Genomic DNA, 12,049 nt, shown 5'->3' on the forward strand with positions numbered 1-12,049 from the left:
TTCTATTGAATGAATAAAGAGAGAGTGGGGATTCCAATGAAAAAAAGTTTGTGTAGTGCAATTAGTTTGGCAATGTGCACCTTCGTTGCGGCAGGCTGCAGCGGGACGCAGGGGAATAACAAGGCGGCGGAGCCAGCTAACGCCGTCGATTTTAATGCACCGCTCGAGATTACGATGACTTCCAGTGCCGGTACCGCTTCCGACAGCTTTAACGCGGGTATTACAAGCTATCTGCAAAAGAAGTTCCCTAATTGGAAATTCAACTATATTCAAAAGACTGCCGGTTCGTCGATCCAGGAGCTCGTTACCACCGGTACCGCTATAGATCTGATATTCGAAGCGCAAACCGGTGTCATAGACGGATTGATTGTCCCTGGACTGCAGTCCGATATTTCCGAGCTTATCAAAAAGAACAATATCGATTTGAGCAAATTCGAGCCGGTTTCTATCGATGCCATGAAATCACTTGCGAACGGCGGGATGTACGGACTTCCGATCAGTATGATGGGCCTCGTCACCTTTTATAATAAGGATATCTTCGATAAATTCGGTATTGCCTATCCGAAGGACGGCATGACTTGGGACGAAACAATCGAGCTTGGCAAGAAACTGACACGGACGGAGGACGGTGTAACGTACATCGGTTTAGCGGCTTCCACCGGGCATGTGCTGAAGCTGAATCCGTTCTCCGTGCCTTATGTTGATGCAGATTCCAACAAGTCGACTTATGCCAATGAGAAGTGGAAGATCGTGATGGACACGATTTTTAAAGGTGAGTCTACGGACCCTCTGTTCATAGAATACATGAAAGGCAACAACAATAAGGTGCCGGCCAAGGATGACTTCTTGAAAAAGAAAAATTTGGCGATGTACGTTTATTTCTCAGACATGGTCTCGGACGGCTCGGCTCCTGGTGTGAACTTCGATATGGTGTCCGCTCCGACGTTCAAGGAGCTGCCCGGGGTTAGTTTCCAGCCGTATCCAACGTATGTAAACCTATCCTCCTCATCGAAGCATAAAGAGGCGGCCATGGAAATCATTAAATATTTGGTCTCCGAGGAATATCAGACAGCGCGCGTCAAGCTGGGGTACATCTCGCCGCTCAAGGATGAAACGATCCGCAAGTCAATGGGAGGAGATTATTCGAAGAAACTGAACTGGAATGCCTTGTTTTATAACAAGTTCCCGGTAGTGCCGAAGAAAGGAAAATTCGATTCGATCGGGGAGAAGCCGCTAACGGATGCTATTCCTAATTACATTATGGGGAATTCGGATACGAACACGGTATTGCGCCAAGCGGAAGATGCGGCCAATAAAGTGATCGAGGCGGAGCTTAGAAAATAACGTTAACTCATTTGGATTAGAACAATACGAAGGCGCACAAAACGGCAAGAAATCTATTACAGGTTTCTTACCGTTTTTTATTTTTCGCCACATAAGAATCGCTACTATTGGAATGGGGAAGAAGAGAGGGCCGCACTAGCATTAACAGAAGCTGTGACCCAAATCTCGAATGCCGGCGTGCCTCAGGAATTGTATGAGCATGTCCGCAAACACTTTGACGAGGGCCAATCTGTCAATTTGATAATGGCGATTAATGCGATCAACACCTGGAATCGAATGGCAATATCAACGGGGATGGTACCTGGAGATTATCAGCCAGCGGCACATAAATAATAAACTTTTTCAGGAGAATCCCTGTACATCAGATTATTTACGGGGATTGGCTTTTTCAAATAGGGGGAAAATAAACACAATTCGATGAGCGGCTCATCTCGAACAAGTCGTTCGTCACTTTCTTCTGGAAGGCGGACATTGATGCATTAATCGGTAAGGCGCGTACCGCAAGCGGCAACAAGCAGTATGATTTGGACGCTGCGCCGCGATTATGGCGTGTGGTATCCGGGGATAGGCTCGGACTTTGCCATCGCAAGATTAGCATGGGAAAGCGCATTGGACGAGAAGACGAAAAAAATCAATGCAGCATATGAACCGATTATCCTGCCTGCGCCGAGATCTTATGTTAAGACGAAAGAGGAGCAGGAGCTGGAAAAATCGAAGCTCAGCAATCTGAACAATTTTATGGAACAAAAAATGGCGGAATTCGTCGTCGGCAAAACTCCAATTAATGACGATACGATTAAACAGTTCACGGGCCAAGCAAAGAAACTGGGCCTGGACGAGATTATTTCCATGTACAATACAGCATATAAGAGAACGTACGATGGAAAGTAGATAAGTAAATAAACCATGCGTGTTCAAGAGCGAGAGCGGCTCCTTTTACGGTAGACAGGTTACAGCATAAGAACCTGCTTCGGTAAGGGGAGCTTTGTCTTGTAACCTAGGCGCTGCAGCAATCAGGTACGTTTGATTCGGGACGACATACACTACACTAACGATATATCAAGGGGTGCTGCCGGATGAGATATACGGTGCAATATATACCTCTAGACAAAATAAAGCCTGAATTGTACGTCAAAACAACTAGACGAAGCAAGGAGCTTCGCAAAGTCGCACAGGATTGCATGCAGCTGTTGATCGTGAGGAAAAACCGAAAAGCCGGCGGATATGTCATTGTAAACGGAATCAATTATTACGAGCACTACAGAAGGTATGCGAAAAAGAGTGTTGTGCCTTGTCTGGTCGATGAAGGCAAACTTTCTTCAGCCTTGACCCTGCTCATGCACCGTATCCGAAAACGCAAGATGCCCTACGAGCTTCCTTACATTAACACGGATCAGATCGCAGGTAATAGCTGGTCTATTATTCGTTCATTCTTACAACAGGACCCTCGAATGAAAAAGCTGACCCGCCGGGAGCAGCTTAAGGTGCTCCGCCTCGGAATTCAATATAAGAAGACGACTTTACGGGCAATGAAAGCGAAGGTGGATGAGCTTCTTAAAAAGTAACCCGTTTCTTCTGTGATGGTAATCAAGTGGTTAGCGGTAGGCTGCATCAGTGATTGAAATAACATCTAATTATATATAAGTCTAGAGAACTAATTTGTGTCGATAAATAGGCACATATACCCAATACTCTTTTGTAGTATAATATGGATTAGTCGTCTTTCTGCTAAACATAACTACAGGTGAGGGGTAGATGGTAATCTTTCATGAAATTCAGCTCAAACCGAAACAAAAAGTTAGTGTAACAATGCTTGTAATAGGTCTTGTCTGTCTAACTATCTTCATTACGGCTACGATTCTTCTTATTCTATCCTTCCATTTTAAGAAACAATCTCTGATAGATACTGCGCTTTCCTTAAATTCGTCGAATTCCAAAAAAATGAGTCTGTCTATGGACAGGTTATTTACATCCATGAGAGAAAGTTTAAAATATTCTGTAGAGATTTTACACAACTATCCGGATATGACACCGCAAGAAGCTTATGGGAAGCTGGAGCTGTTGCGAAAAAGCAGTCACTTCTTCAATTCCATCGCCATTGTGAAGGAAACAGGACAAATCCATGCTGCGTCGCCGGCGTCACTAAGCGGGTTGGAAGGCACCGTGGTTGCTTCCGAGGTAGCCAAGGAAACATTGAGGCTGAAAGCGCCGTACTTATCCAAGCCATACTTAACACCTACTACAAAAAGAATGATCGTTTCGTTGAGCGAACCGATATTTGACAAGCAGGGCACATACCTTGGTTACATCGTAGGGACGATCTATCTTCAAGAGCCTAATGTGATCAGCCAAGTATTCGGCAGCACTTCGATAGATGAGAATGGCTCGTACTACTACGTGGTCAGCTCGGAGGGGCATCTGCTATATCATCCTGATATTAAGCGGGTCGGGGAGAATGTAATAGAAAATCCCGTCGTTAATGAGTTGACACAGGGACACAGCGGAAAACGGCAGGTGGTGAACTCGCGCGGAATTGTTCAGCTTGCCGGCTATTCCATAGTCCCTTCGACGGGCTGGGGAATCGTTGTCGTATCACCCGGCCAATCGGTCGATAATCTTCTGCATCAATTTATCCAAGGGATTCTTGTCTACTTTGTTCCAGCTATTCTTTTGCTTTTAATCATTGCAATATGGCTCTCCCGCCGGTTGGCACAACCTTTCGTTGCCCTGGCACGATTGATCAGACATTATGAACAGGGACAAAGCCGTCCCGCAGAAGTCAGCAGCTACTGGAACCGAGAGGCCGATTTATTGGCCAAGACGATAGGCCGTTTTCTAAAGCATATTGAAGAACACACCGATCAATTGTCTCGCGAAGCCATGATCGATCCTCTGACCGGTTTAGTGAACCGTAGAGGCATGGAAAAAATAATGAATCAGTGTATGCTTGATACCGAAGAGTACACGCTCCTGATTATGGACATCGATCGATTTAAGACAATTAACGATACATACGGTCATCCAACCGGGGATGTGATGTTGAATCATCTTGCGAGGCTTTTGCAGAGGAATGTGCGTGATGAAGACGTATGCTGCCGGTATGGCGGAGAAGAGTTTGTTGTACTGCTTAAAAGAACGCCGTTACCTGAAGCTTACGCAACATCTGAACGCATTCGCTGTGCATTTGAGACGGACGAGAATCCGATCGGCAGGACTTGCACCTTATCTATAGGACTGGCCCACTATCCCACTCAAACGAACGAACCAGCCGAACTGCTCAGTTTTGCTGATCAAGCTTTATATGAAGCGAAGAGGAATGGCAGGAATCAAAGCGTAGTTTATAATGAGGATAAAAAATTACTGGATAATCAGCAGATGTTACTGTAAAAGTGCTGGAATTACAGGCTGTTTCGCTTCTTCAATAAAGAGAGCGGTCATTGGTCCATCGAACTAAAACAGGAAGGCCATCCCGGTTAAGGATGGCCTTTCAATTTCCGCGTCTATTATTCCGACTGTCCGATAAGATGCAGAGGTTCGTTGGAGCCGCCGATATGGCTGATGACCTCCATTTTCACACTGTTTTCTTCGAATCGGCATGTTAAAGTATAGTAGAACGGTGTCTCTACAAACCGCCATTCCATAACAAAGGTTGAATCGTCACTCCACTTCCCGCTGGCGGCGACTCCCGACATTCCTCCAATCGGTATCGTTGTACTCTCGATCCAAGAGCCGACACCACATTGAATTCGGCCGTTCCCATGTGGCTCCAATTGAAAATCGAACGTACATACAGCTTCTTCAAACCGGAAGGTGGCCGACTGCAGTTTCAGTTCATTATCCTCCATAATATACCGGTTGCCGGTGATGCTTTCAGCTTCGGAGGAAGTGAATTCAGCAGCAAGCGGCGCATACCCGAGTGAGGCTATAACATCCTGCAGCTCATCGTACTGTACTTCATCTAACGGAAGCGGCTGTTCCGATATTCCTGGCAGTAAATGCTCCCAGACCAGGTTCAGCACGGACTGCATGTTTTTGACCCCGGATGTGATTGCAATAACGGTATCTTGTTCCGGCATCACAAGGCAGAACTGACCGAATGCGCCGTCTCCTCTGTAGGCTCCATGACGGCACCGCCAAAATTGGTAGCCGTAACCTTGCTTCCAATCGCTGCCCGGGTCCTCTCCATTAGATACTTGGAAGGAGGTGGCTTCGTCCACCCATGCTTCAGGCACCACCTGGGTTCCGTTCCACATGCCTTTTTGAAGATACATTTGGCCGAAGAGGGCAATATCGGCGGGTTTTATTTTCAAGCCCCATCCTCCGGTGTTGATGTCACGGGGGCAAGAATCCCATTTGGCGCCTTGAATGCCTAAAGGCTCGAACAATCTTGGCTGCAAGTAATCCACAAGTGTTTGCCCAGTAATTGTTTGAACGATCGCCGACAGCATATAGGTGGCGCCGCTGTTATACACGAAGTGCGTACCCGGCTCATGCTCAACCGGTAATTCCAAGAATGCCTGTACCCAGTCTTTGTCAGGATGCTTACGTAATTGTCCCGTCGTATCTTTGGCATGCCCTGTCGACATGGTGAGCAAATGCCGTACGCGCATAGTTTTCAAATGTTCGTCATCAATCGGATGCTTATCCGGAAAAAAGGAGATAACGGGATCGTCTACCGACAACAGGCCTTCCGCCACCGCAAATCCGACGGCCGTCGAAGTAAAGCTTTTGCTTAACGAGAACATCATACGCGGATAATCCGGTTTGTAAGGTGCCCAGCACGCTTCAGCAGCCACATGGCCATGACGAAGCAGCAGGAAGCTGTGCAGTCCGATGTTACTGGATTGAGCTTCCTTCAAGAAGGATGAAATCGCGGATGGAGATACACCGGCTTCTTCGGGCCTGATGCGGGGCAAGGCATTCGTTTGCAGCATGTCAATCGCTCCTTTTTTACAATGGAATACAAGGATAATTAGCGCTTACATTCCATTGTACCAGTTCCATTTTATGGATCAAGATACAAAATAATAATAATCAATCGAAGTCGATTGAGAACTTCCAGGCGTTCTTATTTATGAAGACGAGTATCAGGTTGGGATTGTTAACCATTAATGCTTGCCACTACGGCAGTTCATTTTGTTTGTACCAACGAAAAACCCACGAGCATAAAAACCCGTGGGTTTGTTCAATTTAAGCGAATTCGCGCGGATGCCGGAGCTTAAGCTCCTCGATTCCGTAAGCTCGCCCTGTTTCCTCCAGACGGTTCACATAGTTTTTGAGGAAGCCCTTGGCGTGATAAGGTCCGCCTTCCTTAATAACCGTCCATAGTGGGTCGACGTCGTGCGGCATCGATTGCATCATTTGATCGTGCCACTCGTTTAAATAATAGACGGCATCCTTGCAAATGTCGCGGCGTTCGCCAGCCGCATTGTGCTGTTCGTAAGGGTCCTCGCGAAGCTGGAACAGCATTTCCTTATCGAATAGATGATAGCCGTCATGATACGTTCGGACATAAAGCCAGTCACCGAATCGTACGCTGCGTTGGCATACATGAGCACATTGGGAGACGACCAAGTAGTCTCTTCCGCACGATTCGCCTGTCCTAAGCGCAGCCGCATAGCTTTGCCCGTCCCAGCTGGAAGAGGAAGGGGCGCCGAGCAATTCTGCCAACGTCGGAACCAAATCCAGGTGGTAATGGAGCCCGTCGTCGACATGATCCGACTGAAGTCCCGGCCAACGGATGATCATCGGGATGCGGCAGGTGCCTTGATCGGCGGTCCCATGCTCTCCGTAGATGCCCAGCTCGCCCATATTTTCACCATGATCAGCGGTAATGATAACGATCAGGTCATCCATCACGCCTTGAGCACTCAACTCTTGGAACAGAAGGCCGATATGCTCATCCATATAGCGGATTCCCATGTCGTATCCGTCAATCATACGCCTCAGCCCGTCTCTGTCCGTAATTTCTCCCGGATGACGCGGATACTGAGGCAATGTCCGATTGTCGTACATATTGATTTCACTTGCGCTGTGCGGGCCAATCTTGTTTTTGTGCGCGTCTAGCACCTCATCGGTGATCCAGTCTGGAAGGGGATCGTCCTCGAACGGATTGGAGAACTTCTCCGGTGTCCTATAAGGGGTATGAGGGTCCCAATAATTGACATACAAAAACCAGTTATCCTCTTGAGCGTTCCGGCGAATCCAATCCAATGCCACCGGGGTGACTTCTTCAGCAGATTCCATCCCGCCTTTGCCGGTGTTGTGCATTTCATTAAAGCCTGCATAGAACGTCCAGGAAGAATGCCGCTCCGCAAACGGGCTGATCAGGGCGGTTTTCATTCCGGCATGACGGAATATCGCCGGCAGGCAATCTTTGCCGATTCGGTCGCGGAACGCCCTATCGATTCCTTCGTGCCGCACGTCCGCTGCCGTTCCGCCGTGGCCGACCACTCCGTTATGAATGCCGAAGCGGCCCGTCATGAGCGCGGTACGAGAGGGAAAGCATGGAGCATCGGAAGTATAGTAGTTCGTAAACCGGACTCCTTCCTTGGCGATGGAGTCAATGTTAGGGGAGGTGTTACGGTGATAACCGTAGCAGCCCAGATGATCCGGCCGGGTAGAATCCAAATCCAGCAGCAATACTCTAGTTTTGTTAGTTTTCATTCGACACTCTCCTTTGTAAGGTACAAGGTAAAGTAGCGGTTTATCCATTTATCGCGCCGGCCATGCCGTCGACAAAGTAAATTGCTTTCATTTCCTGCTGATAACGTAAATTATAGGTATACGCTCCCTGGTACGTCTATGTATGATTCAAAGATTAGATGTATAAAACTATTGTATTTAATGCGAGACAGCTTCAAAAAACGCATTACCCATGCCATACTGAGGTGTATAATATTATGGGTCCCATATATTCCTATGAGACTTTGCTCAAGGAGGAATGACTATCCTTATGCTTACGATCTATTCCGCTTTTTTCGATAATCTAATTCCCAATTGGCGTAACCAGCTGGATGTCATAAAACACCATATATTGGTATTGGTTGTGCGCGGGAAAGTGCTATACACGTTAAACGGGGAGCGTCGAATGGTGGAGGAAGGGGATTTGCTGCTTATTCCTAAGGGAACGAGCAGGATGGCGGAGAACGGCAACGAGGAGCCGCATCAGAAATATACGGTGTTGTTCCACTTTGTTTATCCAAACCTGTTGGGGGAAAAGGATATTCCTTATTTGATGAACGGGCGCATTATCCATTTGAAAATACGCGGTTTTGAACATATTAAGCAGCGTATCATGCAATTGTATCGTGAAGGCTTGGAAAAAAAGCCCTTCTACGAATTAATCAGTCTTAGTATCCTGCAAGAGCTGCTGGCGATCATCGGTCGGGAGGCGGATGTGCTCAACATCTCACCGATCAAAGTAAAGCTTGCCAAGACGATACAGCAATATATTTTGGAAAACTACCGCTCGTCTATCCAGATCGAACAGCTGGCGGATATGATCCAGCGTTCCCCTAACTACACCATCTCCTTGTTTAAAGAGGTGAACGGGCAATCCCCGATTCAGTACATGCACCAGCTGCGAATGTTGGAGGCGCGCAACTTACTTGTAAATTCCAGCATGAGTATTTCGGATATTTCCCACTATTTAGGATACTACGATACATCTTATTTTTTTAAAATGTTCAAGAAGTTTACTTCCATGTCGCCAACGGCCTTCTTGGCAAAAGGGGATATAAATTGATCCCTATATGCTGAATTTAACCAGCCCATTCCGCGAATGTTAATTCAGGATAGCCCATCTTAATATCGGATAACGGCGAATCTTAAAGCCGGATTATCATTGGTTAAATTGAGTGATTTCCATGTTACGAATTGTTTGCCAGAATAGGGGATGAGCGAAATTGCCGGCAGCATGCGATCTACAGCAGCCTTGTCCGACTCATCCTTGATCGCTTTGTGCCACCTCATAAGAACCGGCCGCTTCGCCAAAGTTCTGTCCTATTTGAAGGAGGTAAAAGGGGTATATGAAAAAAGTCAGTCGGAAAAAGTGGGCAGCCGCAGGGGCTTCCGCAGTACTGTCTCTCTCGGTCGTTGCAGGATGCAGCAGCTCGAGCCCGCCAAATCAAGGGGCCGAAAAGAAGGAAGGCCAAGAGCCTCCGAAATTGCAAGCGCTTACCTATTGGGTGAGTCTTGCAAGCAATGTCGCCGCTACCTTAAAAAGCTTCGGCGATATGACGGTGTATCAGGAGCTGCAAAAGAAGACCGGCGTCAATGTAAGCTTCCAGCACCCGCCTGTCGGCCAGGAGAAGGATCAGTTCAATCTCATGATTACCGGCAAGGATCTTCCAGATGTCATTGAATACGGCTGGACGGGTTATCCCGGCGGCCCGGAAAAGGCGATCAAGGATAAAAAGATTATTAAGCTGAACGATATTATCGATAAGAATGCTCCTAATTTGAAGAAGATATTGGATGCCAATCCGGATTGGAAACGGCAGGTCATGACGGATGAAGGCAGCATTTACGGATTTCCATTCCTGCGCGGCGACGATTACCTGCTGGTCAGTAACGGTATCGCGCTGCGAAAAGACTGGCTGGATAAGCTGAATCTGAAAATGCCGGAAACAGTCGATGACTGGTATACCACATTGACCGCAATCAAGAAGAGCGATATCAACGGGAATGGCAAGCCGGATGAGATTCCGCTCTTGATAAGCAAAGGAGACATGGGTGGATCTGTGGCGTTCCTCGGCTCGTTCGGCGTCAACTACGATTTCTACCATGTGAACGGCAAAGTCAGCTACGGACCGATTCAGCCCGAGTATAAGCAGTTCCTCACAGTCATGAACCGATGGTACAAGGAAGGTCTGCTGGATCCGGACTTCGCCGTGACCGACAGCAAGCTGAAGGATGCGAAGGTAACAGGGAATCAACTGTTCGCGACCGTAATGAGTACGGGCTCGGGTATCGGCAACTATACGTCGCTCGTGAAAAACAAAATTGCCGACTTCAAGCTCGTAGCTGCACCGTTTCCTGTCGTAAATAAAGGCGACAAGAAGCTGTGGAGCGCAAGAAGCTACAACTTCTCCGGCGGGGTGGCTGCAGCGATCTCGACCTCCAATAAGAACCCGGAAGCAACAGCCAAATGGCTAGACTACGCCTACAGTGATGAAGGCAAAATGCTGTTTAACTTTGGGGTGGACGGCGTTTCCTACAAAATGGTCAGCGGCTACCCGACGTTTACCGACGATATCATGAATCCGAAGGATATGTCGGTGGCTCAGGCCATGGCCCGCCATGTACGTTCCAACTTCAACGGTCCGTTCGTGCAAGACAAACGGTATATGGAGCAATACGCCGCTTTGCCGGAGCAGAAGGATTCGATCAAAATCTGGGGAGAGCCGACCGACGAAAGAAAGCTGCCGCCTGTCACACCGACATCGGATGAGAGCAGCAAATTCGCCTCGATCATGAACGATGTGAACACGTTCAAGGACGAAATGTTCAACAAGTTTATCATGGGGGCGGAGCCTCTCGATAATTTCGATAAATACGTCAAAACGATCGAGGGCATGGGAATACAAGAAGCTGTCAAAATTCAACAGGCTGCACTGGAAAGATACAAAAAACGGTAACTATTGCTGGTGGACCGACCATATACAGGGGAGATGACCCGTTCATCCCCCTGTCTTATTCCAAGAGAAGGAGGGATGCCGTATGGAGACAATCAAAGCCGCAGAAGGGAGAGTCGCCAAGTCGAGCCGTTCCGGGCAGAGCCTGTGGGTAACGATCGGCCGCGATTTAAAGCGCAACAAGCTGCTGTATCTGATGGTGCTGCCCGTTATCGCGTATTATCTGATCTTTGACTACGGACCGATGTACGGACTGCAAATCGCATTTAAAGACTTCAGTCTGGGAGACGGCATCTGGAACAGCCGTTGGGTTGGCTTCGAGCATTTTGTTGAATTTTTTAACAGCTATTATTTTTGGAGACTTATCCGCAACACGCTTCTGCTCAATGTATATGAGCTGATCTTCGGATTTCCGGCACCGATCATTTTGGCGCTGCTGCTGAATGAATTGCGCCGGCAATATTTCAAGAGAATTGTTCAGACGGTCACGTATTTGCCGCACTTCATCTCGGTTGTCGTCATCGTCGGGATGCTGGTAGACTTTTTGGCTAGGGACGGGGTTGTGAATCAATTGCTCTCCGCGTTCGGCATAGCATCCAAGTCGTATTTATCCGAGCCGGACTGGTTTCGTTTTATTTATGTGTCTTCAGGCATTTGGCAGCAGGTCGGATGGGGATCCATTATTTATTTGGCGGCGCTGTCGAATATCGATCCTACCTTGTATGAGGCGGCAAAAGTCGATGGAGCAGGCCGGTGGAAGCAAATGGTGCATATTACGATCCCGGGAATTATGCCCACCATCATTATTTTATTAATTTTGAAAATGGGGTCGATGATGTCCGTGGGCAGCGAGAAAATATTGCTCATGTACAATCCGCTCACCTACGATACGGCTGACGTCATTTCTACCTTCGTATACCGCAAAGGGATTCTGGAAGCAAGCTACAGCTATACGACCGCCGTAGGTTTATTTAACGCCGTGATTGCTTTTTCCCTGCTTATCCTCTCGAACAGCATAAGCAAGCGGGTAAGCGAGACTAAACTATGGTGATGGGGGGGGCAGCTGG

9 protein-coding genes and 1 pseudogene are annotated in these 12,049 nt (G+C 47.7%); 8 read left to right on the forward strand and 2 right to left on the reverse strand.

Annotated elements, in window-relative coordinates; translation table 11 throughout:
• Nucleotides 1–36 precede the first annotated feature (36 nt).
• The 5 genes and pseudogenes from ACFQ88_RS18055 to ACFQ88_RS18075 all read left to right on the forward strand — a co-directional run bounded on the left by ACFQ88_RS18055 (nucleotide 37) and on the right by ACFQ88_RS18075 (nucleotide 4,731).
• The gene (locus tag ACFQ88_RS18055) at nucleotides 37–1,344 is read left to right on the forward strand and encodes an ABC transporter substrate-binding protein (protein ID WP_379455056.1); all 1,308 of its coding nucleotides are present in this window, start codon (nucleotides 37–39) and stop codon (nucleotides 1,342–1,344) included.
• Between the two features lie 117 nt (nucleotides 1,345–1,461).
• Nucleotides 1,462–1,677, forward strand: a pseudogene (locus tag ACFQ88_RS18060) (carboxymuconolactone decarboxylase family protein); the annotation flags it as partial.
• Between the two features lie 186 nt (nucleotides 1,678–1,863).
• Complete coding sequence (locus ACFQ88_RS18065; RefSeq protein WP_379455057.1) at nucleotides 1,864–2,235, forward strand: type 2 periplasmic-binding domain-containing protein; 372 nt, start codon at nucleotides 1,864–1,866, stop codon at nucleotides 2,233–2,235.
• Nucleotides 2,236–2,420: 185 nt separating this feature from the next.
• Complete coding sequence (locus ACFQ88_RS18070) at nucleotides 2,421–2,909, forward strand: hypothetical protein (RefSeq protein ID WP_379455058.1); 489 nt, start codon at nucleotides 2,421–2,423, stop codon at nucleotides 2,907–2,909.
• Between the two features lie 190 nt (nucleotides 2,910–3,099).
• Nucleotides 3,100–4,731: a sensor domain-containing diguanylate cyclase gene (locus ACFQ88_RS18075; RefSeq protein WP_379455059.1), complete on the forward strand. Its 1,632-nt coding sequence runs from the start codon at nucleotides 3,100–3,102 to the stop codon at nucleotides 4,729–4,731.
• 116 nt (nucleotides 4,732–4,847) lie between these two features.
• Here the strand turns inward: ACFQ88_RS18075 and ACFQ88_RS18080 are convergent, their stop codons facing one another.
• On the reverse strand, nucleotides 4,848–6,278 hold the full coding sequence (locus ACFQ88_RS18080) for a serine hydrolase domain-containing protein (RefSeq protein WP_379455060.1): 1,431 nt from the start codon (nucleotides 6,276–6,278) through the stop codon (nucleotides 4,848–4,850).
• A gap of 256 nt (nucleotides 6,279–6,534) precedes the next feature.
• Nucleotides 6,535–8,010, reverse strand: coding sequence for a sulfatase family protein (locus tag ACFQ88_RS18085; RefSeq protein ID WP_379455061.1), 1,476 nt, complete (start codon nucleotides 8,008–8,010; stop codon nucleotides 6,535–6,537).
• 289 nt (nucleotides 8,011–8,299) lie between these two features.
• Between ACFQ88_RS18085 and ACFQ88_RS18090 the strand changes: the two genes are divergently transcribed.
• The 3 genes from ACFQ88_RS18090 to ACFQ88_RS18100 all read left to right on the forward strand — a co-directional run bounded on the left by ACFQ88_RS18090 (nucleotide 8,300) and on the right by ACFQ88_RS18100 (nucleotide 12,033).
• Nucleotides 8,300–9,091 carry a helix-turn-helix domain-containing protein gene (locus ACFQ88_RS18090; RefSeq protein ID WP_379455062.1) on the forward strand — a complete coding sequence of 264 codons (792 nt, stop codon included), beginning with the start codon at nucleotides 8,300–8,302 and terminating at the stop codon, nucleotides 9,089–9,091.
• Between the two features lie 283 nt (nucleotides 9,092–9,374).
• Nucleotides 9,375–10,985 carry an extracellular solute-binding protein gene (locus tag ACFQ88_RS18095; RefSeq protein ID WP_379455063.1) on the forward strand — a complete coding sequence of 537 codons (1,611 nt, stop codon included), beginning with the start codon at nucleotides 9,375–9,377 and terminating at the stop codon, nucleotides 10,983–10,985.
• An 82-nt stretch (nucleotides 10,986–11,067) separates the two neighbouring features.
• Nucleotides 11,068–12,033: an ABC transporter permease gene (locus ACFQ88_RS18100; RefSeq protein ID WP_379455064.1), complete on the forward strand. Its 966-nt coding sequence runs from the start codon at nucleotides 11,068–11,070 to the stop codon at nucleotides 12,031–12,033.
• Nucleotides 12,034–12,049: the final 16 nt, after the last annotated feature.

This window comes from Paenibacillus sp. NPDC056579, assembly GCF_042793215.1.
In the GTDB taxonomy this organism is placed as follows: Bacteria; Bacillota; Bacilli; order Paenibacillales; family NBRC-103111; genus Paenibacillus_S.

Bases quoted from the DNA above. Each gene is read 5' to 3' on its own strand.
- ACFQ88_RS18090 (WP_379455062.1), top strand. From the start codon at position 8,300: ATGCTTACGATCTATTCCGCTTTTTTCGATAATCTAATTCCCAATTGG.
- ACFQ88_RS18080 (WP_379455060.1), bottom strand. From the start codon at position 6,278: ATGCTGCAAACGAATGCCTTGCCCCGCATCAGGCCCGAAGAAGCCGGT.
- ACFQ88_RS18100 (WP_379455064.1), top strand. From the start codon at position 11,068: ATGGAGACAATCAAAGCCGCAGAAGGGAGAGTCGCCAAGTCGAGCCGT.
- ACFQ88_RS18070 (WP_379455058.1), top strand. From the start codon at position 2,421: ATGAGATATACGGTGCAATATATACCTCTAGACAAAATAAAGCCTGAA.
- ACFQ88_RS18075 (WP_379455059.1), top strand. From the start codon at position 3,100: ATGGTAATCTTTCATGAAATTCAGCTCAAACCGAAACAAAAAGTTAGT.
- ACFQ88_RS18085 (WP_379455061.1), bottom strand. From the start codon at position 8,010: ATGAAAACTAACAAAACTAGAGTATTGCTGCTGGATTTGGATTCTACC.
- ACFQ88_RS18055 (WP_379455056.1), top strand. From the start codon at position 37: ATGAAAAAAAGTTTGTGTAGTGCAATTAGTTTGGCAATGTGCACCTTC.
- ACFQ88_RS18095 (WP_379455063.1), top strand. From the start codon at position 9,375: ATGAAAAAAGTCAGTCGGAAAAAGTGGGCAGCCGCAGGGGCTTCCGCA.
- ACFQ88_RS18065 (WP_379455057.1), top strand. From the start codon at position 1,864: ATGATTTGGACGCTGCGCCGCGATTATGGCGTGTGGTATCCGGGGATA.